The organism is Hungatella hominis, from assembly GCF_014288005.1.
GTDB classification, from domain to species: domain Bacteria; phylum Bacillota; class Clostridia; order Lachnospirales; family Lachnospiraceae; genus Hungatella; species Hungatella effluvii.
Map to the genome: position 1 here is coordinate 73,414 of NZ_JACOPB010000005.1, position 22,294 is coordinate 95,707.

At 50.5% G+C, this 22,294-nt stretch carries 22 protein-coding genes; all 22 read left to right on the plus strand.

The window, feature by feature from the left end; translation table 11 throughout:
- The first annotated feature begins 4 nt into the window (after nt 1–4).
- The 22 genes from H8S75_RS12855 to miaB all read left to right on the plus strand — a co-directional run bounded on the left by H8S75_RS12855 (nt 5) and on the right by miaB (nt 22,290).
- Nucleotides 5–895, plus strand: coding sequence for a lysozyme inhibitor LprI family protein (locus H8S75_RS12855; RefSeq protein ID WP_187021980.1), 891 nt, complete (start codon nt 5–7; stop codon nt 893–895).
- A gap of 209 nt (nt 896–1,104) precedes the next feature.
- The gene (locus H8S75_RS12860) at nt 1,105–1,254 is read left to right on the plus strand and encodes a hypothetical protein (protein ID WP_002603989.1); all 150 of its coding nucleotides are present in this window, start codon (nt 1,105–1,107) and stop codon (nt 1,252–1,254) included.
- A 51-nt stretch (nt 1,255–1,305) separates the two neighbouring features.
- The gene (gene alaS, locus H8S75_RS12865) at nt 1,306–3,912 is read left to right on the plus strand and encodes an alanine--tRNA ligase (RefSeq protein ID WP_207729133.1); all 2,607 of its coding nucleotides are present in this window, start codon (nt 1,306–1,308) and stop codon (nt 3,910–3,912) included.
- Between the two features lie 297 nt (nt 3,913–4,209).
- Nucleotides 4,210–4,386, plus strand: coding sequence for a 30S ribosomal protein S21 (gene rpsU, locus H8S75_RS12870; RefSeq protein ID WP_003504099.1), 177 nt, complete (start codon nt 4,210–4,212; stop codon nt 4,384–4,386).
- 219 nt (nt 4,387–4,605) lie between these two features.
- Nucleotides 4,606–4,872, plus strand: a complete 267-nt coding sequence (locus H8S75_RS12875; RefSeq protein ID WP_187021982.1) for a YabP/YqfC family sporulation protein — start codon at nt 4,606–4,608, stop codon at nt 4,870–4,872.
- A 25-nt stretch (nt 4,873–4,897) separates the two neighbouring features.
- Nucleotides 4,898–6,145: a sporulation protein YqfD gene (gene yqfD, locus H8S75_RS12880; RefSeq protein WP_187021983.1), complete on the plus strand. Its 1,248-nt coding sequence runs from the start codon at nt 4,898–4,900 to the stop codon at nt 6,143–6,145.
- Nucleotides 6,132–7,163: a PhoH family protein gene (locus H8S75_RS12885; protein ID WP_055652819.1), complete on the plus strand. Its 1,032-nt coding sequence runs from the start codon at nt 6,132–6,134 to the stop codon at nt 7,161–7,163. The genes yqfD and H8S75_RS12885 overlap by 14 nt, the downstream gene beginning before the upstream one ends.
- Nucleotides 7,147–7,644 (plus strand): rRNA maturation RNase YbeY, encoded by a 498-nt coding sequence (ybeY, locus tag H8S75_RS12890; RefSeq protein ID WP_002603994.1) that lies wholly within the window; start codon nt 7,147–7,149, stop codon nt 7,642–7,644. The genes H8S75_RS12885 and ybeY overlap by 17 nt, the downstream gene beginning before the upstream one ends.
- Nucleotides 7,641–8,795, plus strand: a complete 1,155-nt coding sequence (locus H8S75_RS12895; RefSeq protein WP_187021984.1) for a DUF3048 domain-containing protein — start codon at nt 7,641–7,643, stop codon at nt 8,793–8,795. Before ybeY ends, H8S75_RS12895 begins: the two co-directional genes overlap by 4 nt.
- Complete coding sequence (locus H8S75_RS12900; RefSeq protein ID WP_187021985.1) at nt 8,785–10,470, plus strand: putative polysaccharide biosynthesis protein; 1,686 nt, start codon at nt 8,785–8,787, stop codon at nt 10,468–10,470. Before H8S75_RS12895 ends, H8S75_RS12900 begins: the two co-directional genes overlap by 11 nt.
- A gap of 51 nt (nt 10,471–10,521) precedes the next feature.
- Nucleotides 10,522–10,908 carry a hypothetical protein gene (locus tag H8S75_RS12905; RefSeq protein WP_002603997.1) on the plus strand — a complete coding sequence of 129 codons (387 nt, stop codon included), beginning with the start codon at nt 10,522–10,524 and terminating at the stop codon, nt 10,906–10,908.
- Between the two features lie 131 nt (nt 10,909–11,039).
- The gene (locus H8S75_RS12910) at nt 11,040–12,260 is read left to right on the plus strand and encodes a BaiN/RdsA family NAD(P)/FAD-dependent oxidoreductase (RefSeq protein ID WP_187021986.1); all 1,221 of its coding nucleotides are present in this window, start codon (nt 11,040–11,042) and stop codon (nt 12,258–12,260) included.
- Nucleotides 12,257–13,852, plus strand: a complete 1,596-nt coding sequence (locus H8S75_RS12915; RefSeq protein ID WP_187021987.1) for an NAD(P)/FAD-dependent oxidoreductase — start codon at nt 12,257–12,259, stop codon at nt 13,850–13,852. The genes H8S75_RS12910 and H8S75_RS12915 overlap by 4 nt, the downstream gene beginning before the upstream one ends.
- 134 nt (nt 13,853–13,986) lie before the next feature.
- Nucleotides 13,987–14,850 (plus strand): glutamate 5-kinase, encoded by an 864-nt coding sequence (proB, locus tag H8S75_RS12920; RefSeq protein ID WP_055652815.1) that lies wholly within the window; start codon nt 13,987–13,989, stop codon nt 14,848–14,850.
- An 11-nt stretch (nt 14,851–14,861) separates the two neighbouring features.
- Complete coding sequence (locus H8S75_RS12925; protein WP_002604001.1) at nt 14,862–15,083, plus strand: DUF896 domain-containing protein; 222 nt, start codon at nt 14,862–14,864, stop codon at nt 15,081–15,083.
- Nucleotides 15,061–15,603 carry a 5-formyltetrahydrofolate cyclo-ligase gene (locus H8S75_RS12930; RefSeq protein ID WP_187021988.1) on the plus strand — a complete coding sequence of 181 codons (543 nt, stop codon included), beginning with the start codon at nt 15,061–15,063 and terminating at the stop codon, nt 15,601–15,603. The genes H8S75_RS12925 and H8S75_RS12930 overlap by 23 nt, the downstream gene beginning before the upstream one ends.
- Nucleotides 15,604–15,637: 34 nt before the next feature.
- Nucleotides 15,638–16,882: a glutamate-5-semialdehyde dehydrogenase gene (locus H8S75_RS12935; protein ID WP_187021989.1), complete on the plus strand. Its 1,245-nt coding sequence runs from the start codon at nt 15,638–15,640 to the stop codon at nt 16,880–16,882.
- Between the two features lie 55 nt (nt 16,883–16,937).
- Complete coding sequence (locus H8S75_RS12940; RefSeq protein ID WP_187021990.1) at nt 16,938–17,666, plus strand: LytR/AlgR family response regulator transcription factor; 729 nt, start codon at nt 16,938–16,940, stop codon at nt 17,664–17,666.
- A complete protein-coding gene (locus H8S75_RS12945) occupies nt 17,659–18,963 on the plus strand; it encodes a sensor histidine kinase (RefSeq protein WP_187021991.1) in 1,305 nt (434 codons plus the stop codon). The genes H8S75_RS12940 and H8S75_RS12945 overlap by 8 nt, the downstream gene beginning before the upstream one ends.
- A gap of 145 nt (nt 18,964–19,108) precedes the next feature.
- Nucleotides 19,109–19,759 carry a hypothetical protein gene (locus H8S75_RS12950; protein WP_187021992.1) on the plus strand — a complete coding sequence of 217 codons (651 nt, stop codon included), beginning with the start codon at nt 19,109–19,111 and terminating at the stop codon, nt 19,757–19,759.
- Nucleotides 19,760–19,789: 30 nt separating this feature from the next.
- The gene (locus tag H8S75_RS12955) at nt 19,790–20,485 is read left to right on the plus strand and encodes a hypothetical protein (protein ID WP_187021993.1); all 696 of its coding nucleotides are present in this window, start codon (nt 19,790–19,792) and stop codon (nt 20,483–20,485) included.
- Nucleotides 20,486–20,841: 356 nt separating this feature from the next.
- The gene (gene miaB / locus H8S75_RS12960; RefSeq protein ID WP_187021994.1) at nt 20,842–22,290 is read left to right on the plus strand and encodes a tRNA (N6-isopentenyl adenosine(37)-C2)-methylthiotransferase MiaB; all 1,449 of its coding nucleotides are present in this window, start codon (nt 20,842–20,844) and stop codon (nt 22,288–22,290) included.
- The last annotated feature ends 4 nt before the right edge of the window (nt 22,291–22,294 follow it).

The window sequence follows — 22,294 nt, forward strand, 5'->3', positions numbered from 1 at the left end:
AATCATGAATAAAAATAGAGGAATCTGGCTTGTAATCGCTGCCATCCTGATCATCGGAATCGCGGTGACGTTTGCGACCAGCAGATTTATCCGGCAGAACGGCGGCTCTCTGGATACCGTCGCGGTGACGCAGATGCCCGGGACGACAGCGGGCGGCGGCATGCCGCAGGCCTATACGGAGGGAGCGGGTACGGAGCTTCCCGCCGCGGCCAGGAAGCGTATGGAAGAAACAGCCCCCGTCGAGGAAGAAGGAGCAGTATCCGGGAACACGGATGAAGCCGCCGCCGGGGCGGCGGTACCGGAACCTGCTTCCTCCCGGATGATGGCGGCAGAGGGAGCGGCGGTGCCTGCTCCGGAATCCATTCAGATGGATGAGAATAAGGAGGCTGCAGATGAAGCAGTCCCGGAAGCAGCGGCAGCAGGACCGGGAAGCAAGGCGGATGCGGCAGCGGCCCCATCCATATCTCCGTTAGGTCCGGGCGGAAGCACATTGCTTCAAAGCGACGAGGAGGAAAAGCTGGCCTACTACGAAAAACGTCTGGCAGAGCTGGACGCCCAGGTGCAGAAGATGCGCAGCGAATCCTCTGATTCTACTACGTACTCCATGAAGACACTGGCCGAGAAGGAGTTTAAGCTCTGGAATATCGAGATGAACACCATTTACGCGGAAATCATGAATGGACTGGACGAGGAGGCGAAGGGAAAGCTGGAAAGTGAGCAGCAGACCTGGCTGAAGAGCCGGGATACAAAGGCGGAGGAAGCGGCGAGAAAGTACAGCGGCGGTTCTCTGGAAGGCGTCGAATACACGGCCTCCCAGGCCGAGACCACGAGAACAAGGACGTACGATCTCGTGGAAACGTATATTAACTCGCTGCCTGCGGAGAATGAAAGTTAGAAGAAGGAGAATCCCCATACAGAACAGGAGTATCGGTTCTGTATGGGGACTTCGATTTTGTGAAAAGATAACCGGGGCTATAACGGCTTTGCCGCGTGGATTTAGGAAATATCACAGAAAATCGACGGCAACATCTTGATAAATAAAATTCGATATGATAGGATAGTACAATGAGTTTGGCTAATGTATTAAGAACGGAGGTTGAATCTATGACAGCAATTTTAGCAAGTTTTCTGCAGACAGCAATCAAGTTTCTGTTTTTCCTTGCAGTGGCAGGAGGGGGAATCGTGTGCGGCAAGAAGTACAGAGATTACAAGGATGCAAAGAATGCAGGCAGTGTGACAGAAGAAAGTAAATAACTAACGGAGGACAGTAACGTGAACAAGACAGGTGTGAATGAACTGAGGAGAATGTTCCTTGAATTTTTTGAGAGTAAGGGACATCTGGCGATGAAAAGCTTCTCCCTGGTTCCGCATAATGATAACAGCTTATTGTTAATCAACTCAGGTATGGCGCCTTTAAAGCCATATTTTACAGGACAGGAGATACCGCCGAGAAAGCGTGTGACCACCTGCCAGAAGTGTATCAGAACCGGAGATATCGAGAATGTGGGAAAGACTGCCCGTCACGGCACCTTCTTTGAGATGCTGGGCAATTTCTCCTTTGGAGATTATTTTAAGACGGAAGCGATCCGTTGGTCCTGGGAGTTTTTGACAGAGGTTGTAGGACTGGATCCGGACAGGTTATATCCATCCGTCTACTTGGACGACGACGAGGCTTTCGATATCTGGAATAAGGAAATCGGCATTGCCCCGGAACGTATCTTCCGCTTCGGCAAGGAAGATAACTTCTGGGAGCATGGAGCAGGCCCCTGCGGACCGTGTTCTGAAATCTATTATGACCGCGGGGAGAAGTACGGCTGCGGAAAGCCGGGCTGCACCGTGGGCTGTGAATGTGACCGTTACATGGAAGTATGGAACAACGTATTTACCCAGTTCGAGAATGACGGACATGGCAATTACGAGGAACTGGCCCAGAAGAATATCGATACCGGCATGGGTCTCGAGCGTCTGGCCGTGGTGGTTCAGGATGTGGATTCCATCTTTGATGTGGACACCATCAAGGCTCTGTTAAACAAGGTTGCAGAACTTGCCCACACGGAGTATCAGAAGGATGCATCGATTGATGTTTCCCTGCGTCTGATCACAGACCATGTCCGTTCCTGCACCTTTATGATTTCCGACGGCATCATGCCATCCAACGAAGGACGCGGATACGTGCTGCGCCGTCTGCTTCGGAGAGCGGCCCGCCACGGAAGGCTGCTCGGCATTGAGGGAAGATTCCTCGCGGAGCTTTCCAAGACCGTAATCGAGCTTTCCAAAGACGGATATCCGGAGCTGGAAGAGAAGAAAGCCATGATCTTAAAGGTTCTTACCGAGGAAGAGGATAAGTTTAACCGGACTATCGACCAGGGACTTGCCATTCTCGGTGAGATGGAAGAGAAGATGGCTGCCGCAGGCAAGACGGTGCTGGACGGTGAGGATGCATTTAAGCTCTATGATACTTACGGATTCCCGCTGGATTTAACGAGAGAAATTCTGGAAGAGAAGCATTTTGAGATCGATGAGGCTGGCTTTAAGAAGGCCATGCAGGAACAGCGCGAGAAGGCCAGAGCGGCCAGAAAGACCACGAATTATATGGGCGCTGATGTGACGGTGTACCAGTCCATCGATCCTGCGCTCACCACGGAATTTGTCGGATACGATAAGCTTGCCTGCGATTCTAAGATCACCTCTCTGACGACAGAGACGGATCTGGTGGAAGCGCTGACGGATGGCGAGACCGGCACGATTGTGACGGAAGAGACTTGCTTTTATGGCACCATGGGCGGCCAGCAGGGCGATAAGGGTGTAATTGTCAGTGCAAACGGCGAGTTTGTGGTGGAGGACACTATTCATTTACAGGGCGGCAAGATCGGTCATGTAGGCAGGATGAAGAAGGGCATGTTCCAGATCGGTGACGTAGTCACCTTAAAGGTCTGTGAAGAGAGCCGTATGAGCACCGGCAAAAACCACAGCGCGACCCATCTGCTTCAGAAGGCGCTCCGCACCGTTTTGGGAGAGCACGTGGAGCAGGCAGGTTCCTATGTGGATGAAGACCGTCTTCGTTTCGACTTCACTCATTTCTCCGCCATGACACCAGATGAGATTAAGAAGGTGGAATGCCTTGTCAATGAGAAGATCAAAGAAGCGCTGCATGTAAAGACAGAGGTTATGAGCCTTGACGAGGCGAAGAAATCGGGTGCCATGGCCCTGTTTGGCGAGAAGTACGGGGAGAATGTACGCGTGGTGAAGATGGGAGATTTCTCCACGGAGCTTTGTGGCGGTACCCATATTTCCAATACAGGTGTGATCGGCTCCTTTAAGATCTTATCTGAGACGGGAATCGCAGCCGGCGTGCGCAGAATCGAAGCCCTGACGGGCGACGGCCTGATGAAGTATTATCAGGAGGCAGAGACCGAGCTTCACGAGGCGGCGAAGGCGGCTAAGGCCACGCCTCAGACACTGACAGCCAAGATTGAAGCCATGCTTGAGGAGATCAAGGCGCTCCATTCTGAAAATGAGAAGCTAAAGAGCAGACTGGCCAAGGACTCCCTGGGCGATGTTATGGACCAGGTGAAGGAGATCGGCGGTGTCAAGGTTCTGGCTACTAAGGTTGCCGATGTGGACATGAACGGCTTGAGAAATCTGGGAGACCAGTTAAAGGATAAGCTGGGTGAAGGCGTGATCGTACTGGCTTCCGTCATGGACGGCAAAGTGAACTTAATGGCAACCGCTACAGAGGAAGCGCAGAAGAAGGGTGCCCATGCAGGCAACTTAATCAAGGCTGTTGCAGGACTCGTTGGCGGCGGCGGCGGTGGAAGGCCGAATATGGCCCAGGCCGGCGGCAAGAATCCGGCCGGAGTTGACGCGTGTCTGGAAGAGGTTTATAAAGTAGTGGAAGGCCAGATGAAATAAGTAAGAATTTTCCCTAACAGTTCAGACGGAGGGAAAATTGGCGCAGGAAGCAGCGTCAAGCTTGCTTGTAAGCGGCTTTATGCATCAATTTTTACATCGGATGAATATCCGATGCTTCTTGACCGGATTTTTCGGTTAAGAAGATGAGCCGCCTGAACTGTTACAATTTTCCCAGAAAAAAATGAAATTTTCCTTGACGAATGGGAAAATTATGCTATAATCATATCAGTGCTATAAAATACCCAAACAGTTGTATTATGCACAAGTACACAACTGGAGGGAGGTTAGGTGTGAGCTATGTCAAATGTAATCGTTAAAGACAACGAGAGCTTAGATAGCGCTTTACGCAGATTCAAAAGAAACTGTGCGAAAGCAGGTATCCAGCAGGAAATTCGTAAGAGAGAGCATTACGAAAAGCCAAGCGTAAGACGTAAGAAAAAGTCTGAAGCTGCAAGAAAACGTAAATATAACTAATAATTGATTAGTCAAACAAGGTTAGTCCCTGGTCATTTTATGATCAGGGATTTCTTTGTTTGTAACAGTTCAGCCCCGTTACCGGCTGCCGCGTTCCGGCCTGCGGCAGCCGGAAGCGGAGGCTGAACTGTTACATTTGTTTACTTTCACTTTACCCTGCATAATCGGACGCCGTTTTTGCATATAGTATAATATCATTGGCTGAAAGGCAGAAACGATATGTTCGAAGAGATGAAGTTTAGTGCAGCTGAGAACTTAAAGCTTCCGAAGGATGTGGTCCTGGGCGAAGTGCTGGTATCTTTTCTGGGGCGCCACAGTGTTGTGATTGAAAATTACCGCGGCATCATTCTCTATACAGATACCCTGATTAAGCTCCAGGCAAAGACGTGCCGCGTGACGGTATCGGGAAGCCGTCTTGTGATTGAATATTATACGAATGAGGAGATGAAGATTAACGGACTCATCAAATCCATGGAGTTTGAATAAGGATAGAAAACAAGGAGGTACCAGCGTGATTGTAACATGGCTTAACCACCGGATATCCGGTTATCTGTTCGTGGAGATGACGGGATTTTCTCCGGAACGGTTCTTTAATATGTGCAGCGTTCATGAGATAGAAATCTGGGGAGTGTCCGATACAGGCCATTCCTATCGCTTTTATATGACCGTGAAAGGGTTTAGGAAGATAAAACCCATTGTCCGGAAATCGAAGGTCAGACTTAAGGTACTGGGAAAGTTTGGACTTCCTTTTTTTTTATACAGAAACAGGAAGCGAAAGCTCTATGCGGCCGGGATGGTGTCCTTTTTTGCTTTGCTTTACATACTCTCCATCTTTATATGGGATATCGAGTTTGACGGAAATCACATGTATACGTATGACACCCTTTTGAAATACTGTGAAACAGAGGATATCCGCTATGGCATGATAAAATCGAAGATCGACTGCGACGCCCTGGAAGAATCGCTGCGGAGCGCATTTCCGGAAATTACCTGGGTGTCGGCCAGGGTATCGGGAACACGTCTTCTGGTTAAGATAAAGGAGAACGAGGTCCTCTCTGAAATACCTGTTAAGGATGAGTCACCCTGCGACATCGTGGCGGCAAAGGACGGCGTGATCACATCCATGATTGTGCGCCAGGGCGTTCCGGCGGTTTCCGTGGGCGATGAGGTAAAGAAGGGCGATGTGCTGGTGAGCGGCACACTCCATGTCATCGGCGACGGCGAGGAAATCATGAACACGCACTATGTCCATTCCGACGCGGATATCACGGCGCGGACGGAATACCATATCACGAGGCAGATGCCGCTGTTTAAGCGCGTGGACGTGGAAACCGGGAGAATACGCCGCGGGAAGTATGCGAAGGCATTTCAGTATTCCCTGATGCTGATACGCCCGAAGCAGGAGGGAACCACCTGGAAGGTGACCATGGAAGAGGATCAGCTTCACCTGTTTCAGAATTTTTATCTGCCCATATATCTCGGCGATATCACGGCCAAAGAATACATTTCCTACGAGCGCCCCTACACGGAGGAGGAGAAGAATCAGGCGGCTGAAACCATCAACGATAATTTGAAAAAAAATTTATTGGAAAAAGGGGTACAAATTCTGGAAAATCATGTTAAAATACTAGATAATGAATCTTTATGCCAAATTGCCATCGATATTGTGGCGGAGGAACCCGTGGGGGAACGGACGAGCGTAGAGATACCAATTAATCAGGAACAAGAGGAGACGAAAGAGTCCAATGAGCGTAATTGAGACAATCATAGATATACCGGCTGAACACGAGAAGAATGTCTGCGGACAGTTTGACAGCTATTTGAAGAAAATAGAGAGGACTCTTCATGTTACCATGATCGAACGCGACGGCGCGCTGAAGATCATCGGCCCGGAACAGATGGTGCAGAAGGCGAAGAGCGTATTTAATAATCTGATCGAGCTGTCGAAGCGTGGAAATGCGATCACGGAGCAGAACGTGGATTATGCCCTGTCCCTGTCCTTCTCGGAGAGCGACGGACAGATTCTGGAGATTGACAAGGACATCATCTGCAGGACCATTACAGGCAAGCCGGTAAAGCCGAAGACCATGGGGCAGAAGCAGTATGTGGATCAGATCCGGAAAAAGATGATCGTATTCGGAATCGGCCCGGCCGGTACCGGCAAGACGTACCTTGCCATGGCCATGGCGATCCAGGCATTTAAAAACGGCGAGGTGAGCCGGATTATCCTGACACGTCCGGCCATTGAGGCGGGAGAGAAACTGGGCTTTCTGCCCGGCGATTTACAGAGTAAGATCGATCCGTATTTACGGCCGCTTTACGATGCACTGTATCAGATCATGGGCGCGGAGAGCTACTTACACAATGCGGAGAAAGGGCTGATTGAGGTGGCGCCCCTCGCTTACATGCGGGGCCGTACACTCGACAACGCCTATATAATCCTGGATGAGGCGCAGAACACCACGCCGGCGCAGATGAAGATGTTCCTGACGAGAATCGGATTCGGTTCCAAGGTCATCGTCACCGGTGACCAGACGCAGAAGGATCTGCCGGCCGGAGCCGTATCCGGTCTGGATACAGCGGTCCGCGTGCTGAAACGCATCGATGACATCGGCTTCTGTTACTTAAACAGCAGCGATGTGGTGCGCCATCCGCTGGTCCAGAAGATAGTACAGGCTTACGATGATTATGAGACGAAGAAAAAACCTGCAGAGAAAGAACGAAAGACAACAAAAGCCCCCGGAGGCAGAAAGGCACGTTATGACGATTCATATTGAGTATGAGACGGAAGAGGAGTTAAAGCTTCCGTATGAGGAGATCATCACCGCTGTGGTGAACGAGGCGCTGGATTATGAGAACTGCCCTTATGAGGCGGAGGTGAATGTGCTCCTTACGGATGACGAGGACATCCGGCAGATCAATAAAGAATACCGGGAGATCGATCGTGCGACCGATGTGCTGTCGTTTCCAATGGCCGACTACGACAGCCCGTCGGATTTTGACCGTCTGGAAGACATGGCAAGCGATTACTTTAATCCGGAGACAGGGGAGCTGCTGCTGGGAGACATCGTCATTTCCGTGGACAAGGTGAAAGAGCAGGCGGAAAAATACGGCCATTCCGAGACACGGGAGCTGGCCTTCTTAGTGGCGCACAGCATGCTGCATCTGTGCGGCTACGATCACATGGTGGATGAGGAACGTCTCGTCATGGAGAAAAAGCAGGAAGAGATTCTGAAACGAGGGGGATACGAACGATGAAGAAACGGGCATGGTTCTGTGCGGCCGGACTAATCCTTTTGATGGGAACGGTGACCGGATGCCAGGGAAAATATCAGGAGGTGGCTGTGACGGACGCCTCGGCAGAGACGGACACCACGCCCGCCCCTACGAAAGAGATTAAGATTGAGACTACCACTGAGGCGCCTGCGGAGGAAGTTGTGGAATCCGGCGACTGGTATACCTTCGAGGAGCGCACCGAGCAGGAGGGAAAGATCCGTAGCTACTTAACCGGTGAGATGGTCGATGCGGCAATCGGAAACCGCAGGCCCATCGCGATCATGATGAGCAACGACAAGGCGTCGCTGCCGCAGTATGGTATCAACCGGGCGGATATCGTGTATGAGGCCCCTGTGGAGGGCGGCATGAACCGTTACATGGCCATTATCGAGGATTACGACGATCTGGACAGAATCGGTTCCGTGAGAAGCTGCCGGACGTATTATACATACTTTGCCCGCGAATTTGACGCCATTTACGCTCACTACGGGCAGAGCACCTTTGCCAAGCCGTATCTGGCCAATGTGGACAACATCAACGGGCTGGATGGAATCGGCACCGTGGCGTATTACAGGACGAAGGACCGTAAATCACCCCACAACGCATATTCCAGCGGAGAACGGCTGAACAGGGCAATCGCCCAGCTGGGATACTCAGAGAGCTACAGCGCGGATTACAAGGGCCATTACCGCTTTGCGAAAACTGGTCATGAGGTGACGCTGGACGGAGCGCCCAGTGTGATGGAAGCGGCCAGGGTCTATCCGGGTTACGTGATGAATAAGCCGTGGTTTGAATATAACGAGAGCGACGGCTTATACTACCGGTATCAGTACGGAGCGGCCCATAAGGGCAATGAAGGCCCGATCGCCGTGAAGAATATTCTTTTCCAGTACTGCCCGTCAGGGCACTACGCTACCACGGATTATCTGGATATCAACGTTCACGACGACTCCTACGGGCTCTATGCCACGGAGGGGAAGGCGATCCCTGTGAAGTGGACGAAGGACGGGGAGTTCGGCCTGACACATTATTACGACATGGAGAATAACGAGGTAATTCTGAATCAGGGAAAGACGTGGATATGCGTTATTTCCGCACAGGATTCCTCAAATGTAGAGGTTTATGGAAAATAACAGGACAAGCAGAAGCAGAAAAATGCCTGAGAAAAAGGGCGCGTCAAATTTTATCATACAGGGAACGATTCTTGCGGCGGCGGGAATCATTGTGCGTCTGATCGGGATGCTGTACCGGATTCCTCTTGCCAACATTCTGGGGGATGAGGGAAACGGATACTACAGTTCGGCTTTTACCATCTATTCTATCTTGCTGATCGTCTCCTCCTACAGCCTTCCAACGGCTGTTTCGAAGATGATCGCGACGAAGAATGCCAGGAAAGAGTATAGGAATTCGGTCCGTATTTTAAAGGCAGCTCTGTTTTATGGCACGGTAGTCGGAGGGATCGGAGCTGCGGTTTTGTGGTTCGGCGCTGATTTCTTCGCCACCCGTTTCTTAAACATGCCGTATACCAGATATGCGCTTAAGACGCTGGCTCCTACCATATGGGTCATCGCGTATCTCGGCGTGTTCCGCGGATATTTTCAGGGCTTGGGGACGATGATTCCCACGGCCCTTTCGCAGATTTTTGAGCAGATTATCAATGCCGTTATCAGTATTGTGGCGGCGGAACGGCTGTTCAACGCAGGATTAAAGGCAAACCTGGTTCATGAAACTACGGAATTTTCCTTTGCCTTCGGAGCCGCCGGCGGCACCATCGGTACAGGCGCGGGCGCGGTGGCGGGGCTTCTGTTCCTGCTTTTTCTGATGGCCAGTTACCGGCCTGTCATGATGAGGCAGGCAAAGCGTGACCGGACCAGACGGAGAGACAGCTACGGCGAGATCTCTTCCGTTCTGCTGATGACCGTTCTTCCCATCGTGATGAGCAGCGTGGCTTACAATATCAGCACGGTCATCGATAACAGCATTTATGGGAAAGGAATGGCGTTTCTCGGAATGGGAGCGTCGGAGGCAGTCTCAACCTGGGGCGTCTATGCCGGAAAATACCACCTGCTGTTTAATATTCCGGTGGCCATAGCCAATTCGCTGGCCTCCTCCCTGATTCCGTCCCTGTCGCGGGCGGTGGCAGGCAAAAACCGCGGACAGATCGTGAGCAGGGTTTCCATGGTCATTCGCTTTTCCATGGTGATCGCGATTCCGGCCACGGTAGGACTTACCGTGCTCGCAGGCCCCGTGTGCAATCTGCTGTTCAGCCGTTACGATAACACCAACTTAATCCGCATGATGATGTACGGTTCGCTGGCTGTCGTATTCTTCTCCCTGTCAACGGTTACCAACGCCGTTCTGCAGGGAATCAACCATATGCAGACACCGCTTAAGAACGCAGTGATTTCGCTTGTGCTCCATATCCTTGTGCTCTGCGTCATGCTGTTCGGATTTAAGATGGGGATCTACAGTGTGGTATATTCCAACATTCTGTTTGCACTCTTCATGTGCATCCTGAATGGAATTTCCATCAGACGGTTCTTAAATTACAGGCAGGAGATGAAGAAGACGTTCATTCTTCCGACCATCGCCTCCGGTATCATGGGCGGGGCGGCTTACGGCGTTTACAAGCTGGTTCATATGACGGTCAAGAGCAACACTGTTGGCGTGCTTCTGGCAATTGTGGTGGCGGTTATGGTCTACGGCGTCCTGCTTTTGAAGCTGCGCTGTGTGGATGAGACAGAGCTTGCCGGTATGCCCGGCGGCACGAAACTGGTAAGAATCGCACAGAAATGCCATTTGATGTGATTAAAATGAGAGAAGAAAGCAGATACTATACTTCGAAGGAGGTATTATCCTATGAAGAAGTATATGTTCTGCTTTCTTTTATTTGCAGCCACTTCGCTTCTCTGCCTCGGAATCGGTTTTGTTATTACCAAGGACAGTGTACAGCCGGAGGAGGCCATACCCGGAGCGACTCTGGAGACGGAGACCGTGACGGAGGACCAGATCGTCATCAATCAGGAGAAGGTGTCGCCTGCGCCGGAGAAGGAAAAGGAGAAATTTTATCTCGTATCGGAAGACGGTTATCTGCTTGTCCTGTATCAGGATAAGACGACGATCTGCCTGTATACCCATATGCCGGTCACCGATTTCCCGGAGGAGGAGCGGGGCCGTCTTATGGATGGCATCTGGTTCTCCTCCATGATTGAGGTGTTTAACTATCTGGAGTCGTATACCAGCTAGAGCGTGTTCGACAGAATGGACCGGAGCACAGGACTCGTCAGGAAAAATAATGCTTGAATTGAATGGAGGATGCGGATACAATAGGGCTGGTGACAGTACGTCCGCCAAGTGCTCACAGCAAGGAGGAATCCATGAAGAGAAGAGTGATGATCATAGGCGGAGGCGCCTCCGGTATGACGGCTGCGATTGCGGCTGCCAGGGAGGGAGCCGACGCCGTAATTCTGGAACATACAAAGAGACCCGGGAAGAAGATCCTGTCTACCGGGAATGGGAAATGCAATTTAACAAACCTGGATATGAGAAAAGAAGCCTTCCGCGGGGAGAATCCCGGATTCGCATGGAAGGTGGTCGGGGAGGTGCCGGTAAAAGAGACACTTTCCTTTTTTGAGGATCTGGGTCTGGTGCTGACAGACCGGAACGGATACGTTTACCCCGCCACGGGGCAGGCGTCTTCTGTGCTGGATGCGCTGCGCTTCGAACTGGAACGCTTAAAGATTCCGGTTCTATGTGAATGTGATGTCTTAAGCGTGTCAAAGAAGCTGGAGCTGGCCACATCCCAGGGAGCCATGAAGGCGGATGCGGTCATACTCGCGGCAGGTTCCAAAGCGGCGCCGGCAACGGGATCGGATGGCAGCGGCTATAAGCTGGCAGAGAGTCTGGGGCACAGCGTGATAGAGCCGCTTCCGGCCCTGGTGCAGTTAAAATGCAGGGAGACATGGTATAAACAGTTTGCAGGAGTAAGGACAGAGGCTTCTGTGACACTGTATTCCGATGGGAAAGCGGTCGCTTCCGACCGGGGAGAACTGCAGTTTACGGATTATGGAATCTCCGGAATCCCTGTTTTTCAGATCAGCCGGTTTGCGGCGCGCGCCTTAAGTGATGGGAAGAAAGTGACTGTCCGGCAGGATCTTCTGCCGGCTATGGAAAAAAAGGAGCTCTTCCAATTCTTAACGAAACGGGTAAAACGGCTGGGATACCGGCCTGGGGAAGAATTTCTAAACGGCGTCCTGAATAAGAAGCTGCATCAGGTGCTTCTTAAGGAATCCGGGATATCGGCTGGCCGCCGGACCCGGGAGATCACGGAAAAGCAGCTGGGGGTTCTGACAGACCGGATCAAAGGGCTCGAAACCACCGTGACAGCGGTGAATCCCTTTGAGCAGGCGCAGATCTGCTGCGGCGGGGTCGATACGAGAGAGGTAAATCCGTGTACCATGGAATCAAAATTAGTCAGTCAGCTGTTTCTGGCGGGAGAAATTCTGGATGTGGACGGTATCTGCGGAGGTTATAACCTTCAGTGGGCGTGGTCATCGGGAATTCTGGCGGGCAGAAACGCAGGAAGAGGTCCTATATGATAAGAATCAGCCAGTTAAAACTGTCTGTAAACCACAGCGAGGAAGATTTAAAGAGGAAGGCGGCAAAGATGCTGAAGCTTCAGCCGGCGGATGTTCGCCGTGTAACGGTTGTGAAGCAGTCTGTGGATGCGAGAAAAAAGAGCAGTGAAGTGCTGTTCATCTATACAGTCGACGTAGAGGTAGCGAAGGAGGACAAGGTATTACATAGAGTGAACAGTCCGAACATTGCGAAGGCCGAGAAGAAGGAATATCAATTTCCGGAACCGGGAGCGGAGCGTTTAGAGCACCGCCCCGTCATCATAGGAAGCGGACCGGCCGGCCTTTTCTGTGCACTGATGCTGGCAAGAGCCGGCTTTGGCCCTATCGTATTCGAGCGGGGAGAGCGGGTGGAAGAGAGAAAACGGTCGGTGCTTCAGTTCTGGCAGGACGGTGAGCTGAAGAGCAACTCCAACGTACAGTTTGGAGAAGGGGGCGCGGGAACATTTTCCGATGGGAAACTCAACACGCTGGTGAAAGACCCGCTGATGCGGAACCGAAAAGTGCTGGAGGTGTTCGTGGAGTTCGGAGCTGATCCATCCATTCTTTATAAGAATAAGCCCCATATCGGAACCGATGTGCTTAGTGTGATCGTGAAAAATATGAGGGAAGAGATCATCCGCCTGGGAGGTACCTTTTACTTCCAGAGCTGCGTCACCGATTTTCGGATTAAGGACGGAGCGCTGAAGGGTATCACGGTAAACGGGACGGAAGAATTTGAGACAAATGTTACCGTTCTGGCCGTGGGACACAGCGCGCGTGATACCTTTGAGAGGCTGCTGGAGAGAAGCGTGCCCATAGAGAAGAAAGCGTTCGCCGTCGGACTGCGCATTCAGCATCCGCAGAGAGATATCAATGCCGCACAGTACGGCGCTGCAGAGATCGAGGCGCTGGGGGCGGCCGATTATAAGGTGACCCATCAGTGTGCCAATGGAAGGGGCGTATATTCTTTCTGCATGTGTCCGGGCGGCTACGTTGTCGATGCGTCCTCTGAACCTGGGCGTCTGGCTGTCAATGGCATGAGCTATCATGCGAGGGACGGGGTGAATGCGAACAGCGCGCTGATCGTCACCGTCACGCCGCAGGATTTTCCGGAAGACAGCCCTCTTGCGGGTATTGCCTACCAGCGGCGTCTGGAGGAAGCGGCCTACCGGTGCGGCGGAGGGAAAATTCCGGTGCAGCTGTACCGTGATTTTAAGAAGAAAAGGGCGACAACGGCTTTTGGAGATGTGGAGCCAGCCTTTGAAGGGCGGTACGCCATGGCTAATCTGCGGGAATTCTTTCCGGATACGCTGTCGGAATCGCTGATCGAGGGCGTAGAGGCGTTTAACGGGCGGATCGCAGGATTTTCCAGAGGCGACGCCATCCTGGCAGGCGTGGAGAGCAGAACCTCGTCCCCGGTGCGCATACCGAGGGATGAACGGTTTGAGAGCAGCATCAAAGGCATCTATCCCTGTGGGGAAGGCGCCGGCTACGCGGGCGGCATCACGTCCGCGGCCATGGATGGGATCAAGACGGCGGAGGCAGTCGCGGCACGCTTCTCAGTCCCAACGTAACAGTTCTGTCCTCGCTTCCGGCTGCCGGAAGCGAGGACAGAACTGTTACTTTCCAACCGCCGCACATTTGACGAATGGATAAAAATGTTGTAAGATATGAGACAAAAAGACTGAAGAACATGATTGGAGACACCATGAGAACTGAAGTGCGGGAAAAGCTGAAGGATAAACAGAGGATTGTCATAAAAATCGGTTCGTCTTCCCTGACCCATACGTATACGGGGGACTTGAACCTGATGAAGATCGAGAAGCTGGTGCGTGTCATCAGCGATTTGAAGGGGGAAGGGAAATCCGTGGTTCTGGTTTCGTCCGGAGCCATCGCGGTGGGGCGCCAGGCTCTTGGCCACCACACAAGGCCGGTTACCATCTCGGAGAAACAGGCGTTTGCGGCAGTAGGCCAGGCGCGCCTCATGATGGTGTATCAGAAGCTGTTTGCAGAGTACAATCAGGTGGCGGCGCAGGTCCTGCTGACGAAGGATACCATGATCAACGACAGCTCCCGCTATAACGCGCAGAATACCTTCGACGAGCTGCTGAAGCTGGGCGCCATACCGATTGTAAATGAGAACGATACGGTATCCACCTCAGAGATCCCTTACGTCGATAATTTCGGTGACAACGACCGGCTGTCCGCCATTGTAGCGGCTCTGATCGGCGCGGATTTACTGATTCTTTTGTCGGATATCGACGGCCTGTACTCTGACGATCCGAGACAGAATCCAAAGGCGCGTTTTATCAGCCAGGTGGATGAGATCACGCCGGAACTGATGGAGATGGGAAAGGCCACCTCGGGCAGCGATGTGGGCACCGGAGGCATGGCGGCGAAGCTGGCGGCGGCCAGGATTGCCACAGACAGCGGTTCCGATATGGTCATTGCAAACGGGGATGACGTGGAGGTCGTTTCACAGATCATGACGGGTGACAATAAGGGGACGCTTTTCCTGGCCCATCCCAACTTTGATTTCGATCTGATGCACTACATAAATAATGAATATTAGGAGGCACATCGATGCAGCAGGAAAAAATAGACAGAATCAACACGCTCTACCACAAGGCGCAGGCTGTAGGACTTTCTGATGAGGAGAAGGCCGAGCAGGCCGCCCTGAGAAAGGAATACATTGAAGCGATCCGCATGAGCTTAAGAGGAAACTTAAACAGCATTTCGGTTAAGGAAGAGGACGGAACCATTACGGATCTGGGGAAAAAGTATGGAAATGTCAAGCAAGAATGAAATCAGGGATTGGGTGAAGGAGAACCGGCAGGCTCTCACACAGAAACAGGAGATGGAGTGGAATGACGCCATCTGCAGGAAGGTTTTAAGCCTCCGGTCAATCCGGCAGGCATTCTGTGTCTACTGCTACGTATCCTTCCGCCATGAAGCAGGAACTGAGAAGCTGATTCAGGGCCTGCTGGAGATGGGAAAATACGTGGCAGTACCGAAGGTAGAAGGAAAAAAACTGGTATTCTATGCAATTCAGGGAAAAAAAGATTTAGAGAGCGGCGTCATGGGGATCATGGAACCGAAATCCAGCTGTCTGCGCATCGGCGACGAATTCGCACCAGTCATCGTGCCGGGAATCGCATTTGACAGGGAAGGACACCGGATCGGCTACGGCGGCGGCTACTACGACCGCTTCTTCGACGAAGAGCCGGATCATCCCAGATTCGGAATCGCCTATCCCTTCCAGCTTTTCGATTCTCTGCCGGCAGAGGCCCATGACAAGGGAATGGATATGGTAATCACTCCATAAGTTTAGTTTAGAGGATAACAGGGAGGAACGCGATATGACACTAACTGAGATAGGAAAAAGAGCGAAGGAGACAGCCGGTGTTCTGGGAATTCTCAGCTCTGATAAGAAGAACGAAGGTTTAAGGGCCGCGGCGGCCGCTTTGCTTGAGGGTGAGGAAGATATTCTGACGGCTAATCAGGAGGATGTGATTCAGGCGACGATAAATGGCATGAGCGCCGGGATGATCGACCGTTTGGAGCTGACGCCTTCCAGGATCGAGGCCATGGCTGACGGACTGATCAGCGTGGCCGTGTTAGAGGACCCGGTGGGGGAGGTGATCTCCATGAAGGCCAGGCCAAACGGACTCACCATCGGACAGAAACGCGTTCCCATGGGAGTGATCGGCATCATCTATGAGGCCAGACCTAATGTGACCGCAGACGCCTTCGGTCTCTGCTTCAAATCCGGAAACTGTGTGATCTTAAAGGGCGGAAGCGACGCTCTGGAGTCAAATAAGGCTATCGTCAAATGCCTCCGTGCAGGGCTTAAGAACGCGGGATTCCCGGAGGATAGTGTACAGCTTATCACCGATACCGACAGGGCAGTGACGAAGGAATTCATGCGCCTGCACGACTACGTGGATGTGCTGATTCCACGGGGCGGAGCTGGGCTGATCCGTTCCGTGGTGGAGAACAGTACGGTGCCTGTCATCGAGACGGGAACCGGGAACTGCCATATCTTCGTGGATGAGACTGCGGATTACAAGATGGCTCTGGACATCATCTTCAATGCAAAGACCCAGAGGATCGGCGTCTGCAACGCCTGTGAATCACTGGTCATACATAGAAATATCGCGGAAGAATTCCTGCCGCTGTTAAAGGCCAGGCTCGATGAAAAGCAGGTTGAGGTGCGGGCGGATGAAGAAGCCTGCCGTATCGTGCCTGCATTTGTCCCGGCTGCTGCGGAGGATTGGGGAACGGAGTATTTAGACTATATTCTGTCCCTGAAGCTGGTGGATTCCATAGACGAGGCCATCGCCCATATCAACCGCTATAATACGAAGCACTCCGAGGCTATCATCACGTCGGATTACGCCAATGCTCAGAAGTTTTTAAATGAGATCGATGCGGCTGCCGTTTACGTCAACGCTTCCACCAGATTTACGGATGGATTCGAGTTCGGTTTTGGCGCAGAGATCGGCATCAGCACCCAAAAGCTTCACGCGAGAGGCCCTATGGGGCTAAAGGAGCTTACCACGACAAAGTATATTATATACGGAAACGGTCAGGTCCGCCCATAAGAGCAGACCGTGCGGATAAAAAGTCAGAATCTAACCGAAGGAGTTATATGGTTTAATGAGTACACAAAATCTTGAAATCGGTATCTGCGATGATGATCCGGGGGATTTAGAGCGAATTCGGGATACCCTCTTTCAGTGTTTGGATGTTCTGGATGAAAAGGATGCAGCTGTACACCTTTTTACAAATGCAGAGGCGCTGTATCGTGAAAGCAGCCGGCTGGGATTTGGCCTGGTTTTTCTGGATGTGGAGATGCCCGGATGGAATGGCTTTGAACTCGCAGAGAGGCTGTGCCTGGAAAAAACAGGAACCAGTGTCGTATTCATCTCCAACCATGAGAGCCTGGTGTTTGATTCCTATGAATATACTCCGCTGTGGTTTGTCCGGAAGCGTTTTATGGAGCGGGATATGCTTCGGGCTCTCCGGAAATATCAGCATGCAGCAGTAAAGAAAAGGATTAATTACCGGCTGAAGGATGGATTTGGCTGCCAGGAGGTGCTGGTATTTGATATGATGTATATTGAATGCTGGGGCCACAGTCTAAAGTTTTGGATGGCAGATCAGAAACACTATAATGTCTACGGAAGTTTAAAACCAGTGGAGGAAGAGCTTTCAAAATATGGATTTATCCGGATTCATAAAAATTACCTGGTGAACAGACAGTACATAAATGAAGTGGGGAGCAGAACCGTGCAGCTGTGTGATGGGACAGAGTTAGACCTAAGCAGATCAAAACGCAGGGAACTTAAGGAAATTGTAAGCCGGCGTGAAGGGAGGTATGTATAAAATCACAGAATATCTTATAAACGGACTGTCGTCCATGATCGCGGTGGAATACATCAGCCACGGGTTCGAAAAAAAGCATAGAGGCAGTTTTGGCATTCTGCTGGCAATGGCGGGATGCCTGTTGTATTTTTTGACAGTTACCGCGTTAAATTGGATGAGCCAGTATGAAGGAGTACTGGGGCTGTGTTATGGAGTAGTGCTGTATCTTTATGGCAGGCTGGCGCTGTCAGGAAAAAGAACAGAGATGGCGGTACTCTGCCTGATCTGGGTGCTGATCGCGGCGGTCAGTGCATCGGTGATATTTGGCATACTTGGTATTATGACGGATAAAGGGATTGAGACGCTGCTGATGAGTGAGGGAGAGGAACGGATCTACAGTGCTTTTGCGGCAGGTGTGCTGAAGTTCTCGCTGGGGAGAATGGCTCTGGCCCTGTACCGGAAGAAGAGGGGGGCTTCGGCCCGCATGGAAGACGGGCTGATGGGCGTAATCTGCCTGTTGATATTTCTGTTGGTTATCGGCATGTTCTATATGCAGGCGGAAATGCTGTCCCGGAAGGAAAGTTATTACCTGTCACTTTGTTTGTCGGGAGGAATGGTCATGCTGGGGCTGCTGGCATGCAGCCTCTGCCGCCGTCTGGAAATGTACCGCAGAGAGAAATTGGAGACAGAGTATGAAAAGGCAAAACAGGATATCCAAAAGAAGCAGATCCATGAGCTGTACCGAATCGGAAGGGAAGCCAATCATATGAGACATGACATGAAGGTAAAGCTTCATGTGGTGTATCGTTTGCTGAAGGCAGGAAAGTATGAGGAAGCGGAGGAATGTATAGGAAAGCTGGGGGACGAGTGGGGGGATTATCAGGAACTGCCGCAGGATACTGGGAATGAGGGGCTGAATGCGGCGCTGCTGAAGGCGATACAGGAATGCAGGGAACGGGGAGTAAGGTTTCACTATGTGATATTGGGGAAAATTGAGAAAATCGACAGTATGGATATGGGGAATCTGGTTTATAATCTTCTGATTAACGGAATTGAAGCGAGTGAGATGGGGGAAGGTGTGAGGGAAGTTGAGATTATCGTAAAAAGGGAACAGGAAGGAATCGCAATTGAAGTAGGCAACAATATCCGTGAATCGGTTATAAGCAGCAATCCATATTTAAAAAGCCATAAGAAAGAGAGTATGAGACACGGCTTTGGGATGGGCAGTATCCGTGAGATCGTGGAGAAATACCATGGGGAATATAGTTATTGGGAAGAGGATAACTGGTTTATGCAGAAAATATTCTTATATAGCTGACATTTTATGCTGAATTCGGCCCGATAAAGTCGAAACGGTTGTTTTATATGCTTTTGCAGATATAATATACTTATCATCATTGGGAGGTTTACACGCCTCATAAGAAAAGTGATGGTGATTTTATACGGAAGGGGACATAAAAAGTATGGAAATAGTAGACAAAGAATCAGAACGAATTGCAGCGGAACAGACACCGGAAGGCAGGAAAAAGAAACTGATCAAACAAGTGGTGCTTGGGATTGCTGTTGTAGTGTTTTTGGCCTATGTTTACCTTGACAGCCACCACCCGGCTTTTATCGGCACACCGCATCCGGTAATTGTGGCCGGTTTTACCATCGAACCGGGTAAGACCACCGTACAGGAATTGTCATCTGCAGGATTTCAGCTTTCAGCTTACGATAAGAGAGGCACCGGAATCCGGATTTACAATTTGCTGGATGAACTGGATGCAAAAAGCTACTATATGAATATGGACTTAACCAAAGACGATAAAAAGTACGCCAAGATAGAGATTGTTAATGAATCTTCCTCGAGTAAGATGGCATTAGAGTGTAAGGTACGCTCTGTTATGGTATTTAATTCCGATACGGATGCCGAACAATCTTCGATCGATGGAGTTTCAGGAGCAGATATCAGCATTGATGCGCTGACGAAAGCTGCAGGAGAGCCGAAAAGCAGCCGTACAGATGATGGGGAAACTACCGTAATATGGAAAAAGGGATATTATTCCATGAAGTTCGTGATCAAAGAGGATGGGAGCGGATACCATTACGAGTCCCGTTATGAGAAAGATTGACGGCTGATATAGAAACGGAGGAGTATACATATGGGAACAAATTATGGGACATGGCTGGAAGCCGAGGATGCATGGGCCGAGGAGATTGATAAACGATTTAAAAAATCAATGGTGAAATGGATGATAGGGCTTCCTGTTGCCTGTGTTCTTGGCCTTTTTGCACTTGGATGGGTATCAAACGGAATATTGGAACAGGGAATCAGCAACATAAAATACGGAGCATTGGCTGGTGTGGTGGTATTTTTCCTGTGCCTCATGAGCTATTTTGGCTTTACCCCCGGAAAATCTTATAAAAAGTTCATTCGCCGCATGCTGGATAAGGAATTTCCCCAGGATAGTGAAAAAGAAGAATTTGCAGCTCAGATGCTGGGCCGGTATGGCAAAGACAGCCTCTGCCGTATTACAAAGAATGAGAACAGCCATAAAGAGGAAGTGATCCGGGTAACAAAGGATTTTGTTCTGAGAATTAATCCGTCTGCCAACCTTGTCCAGCTGGTTGATTTGAGAAAAGTAGAAAAGATTGAAACGGATGCCTATACGACGACTCAAAAAGTAGGCAATGCGAACGTGAGAAATCAAAACTATGAAATTGTCTTTCGGTATCGGACGGCGGATGTATCCGTGAAGGGCAGGAAAAAACGGCAGGAAGGAGTTTCTATGGTCTTTGATAAAAGGGGCATACGGGATCAGCTGCTGGAGGCGCTCCGTACAGTAACGGCGGAATAAGAAGACTTTTACCCCGCTGATTGCAGCAGGGCTTTTTGATAAAAATATCCGGGATTCTTAACTGAATCCCGGATATTTTTGGATCAGGCACTTTATTTTTTGTGTTTGCAATAGAATTTATTTATGCTATAATATTCAAGTCAAAACAGGGAATGCGGATAAATACATGATGAGAAAGAACATAGGCATTATAAAGGAGTTGATGATAAGACATTCTGAAAAAGGAAAGATGTATTTATATGACATTATAAATATAAAAAAAGAAGCGAGCACCCCGCTTGAGCCATAAAGCTGTACGGTAAAAAAACCACTTCTTTTTATTTTTATATACATAGAAAAGGAGAAAGTCAACAGAAATGTATAATGAAATTGATATAGATAAAATAGATATAAAATCAGAACCACCTGCGGAAGAACCAGCCCGTCAGTATTATTTCATGGCCAAATGCAGAGAGTGGGCAAAAGACTTTGAGAAGCAAAATGGACGCGCGCCCCAATCCTGTGTGGTTAATATGGGGTGTCAGATGAATGCCAGGGATTCGGAAAAGCTGGTCGGAATTTTGGAGGCATCCGGTTTTACAGAGACGGATACGGAGGAAGAAGCGGATTTTGTCCTCTATAATACGTGTACCGTCCGGGATAATGCAAATCAGCGTGTCTATGGCCGTCTTGGCTATTTAAAAAAAATGAAACAGAAGAATCCCAATATGATGATCGCTCTCTGCGGGTGTATGATGCAGGAGGAAACCGTGGTGGCAAAGATCAGGAAGAGCTACCGCTTTGTCGACATTATATTCGGAACCCATAATATTTTCAAACTGGCAGAACTGATTTCTGAACGCATGGATGAGAAAAAGATGGTGGTTGATATCTGGAAAGAGACCGACCGCATCGTGGAAGAACTTCCCACCGACCGGAAGTATCCGTTCAAGTCCGGCGTTAATATTATGTTTGGCTGCAATAATTTCTGCAGCTACTGTATCGTTCCTTACGTGCGCGGCCGTGAGAGAAGCCGGAACCCTCAGGATATTGTGGAAGAGATCAGACGCCTGGTTGCAGACGGCGTGGTCGAGGTCATGCTCCTGGGGCAGAATGTCAACTCCTATGGTAAGAATCTGGAGGAGTCCATGACATTTGCACAGCTGTTAAAAGAGGTGGAGGCCATCGATGGACTTCGGCGGATCCGTTTTATGACCTCTCATCCGAAGGACTTATCAGATGACTTAATCGAGGTCATGAAGAATTCCGGGAAGATCTGCCATCATCTCCATCTGCCGCTCCAGTCCGGAAGCAGCAGGGTCTTGAAGGCAATGAACCGGAGATACACGAAGGAACAGTATCTGGAACTGGTAGAAAAGATCAGGGCAGCGGTTCCCGATATCTCTCTGACCACGGATATTATCGTCGGCTTCCCGGGAGAGACGGAGGAGGATTTCCTGGAGACTATGGACGTGGTGAGAAAGGTCCGTTTTGACAGTGCATTTACGTTCATTTACTCGAAGCGCACAGGCACTCCGGCGGCGGCCATGGAAGAACAGATTCCGGAGGATGTGGTGAAGGAACGGTTTGACCGCCTGCTCTCAGAGGTGCAGAAAATATCAGCCGAAGTGTGCGGACGAGACGCGCATACCGTTAAGGAAGTGCTGGTGGAAGAAAAAGACGACCATGTGGAAGGCTTCGTAACGGGCCGGCTCGATAACAATACCATCGTTCATTTTAAAGGGGATTCCGCGCTGATCGGTCAGATGGTGGAAGTATATCTGGATGAGTCGAAGGGCTTTTATTATATGGGAACCATGAAATAGCAAC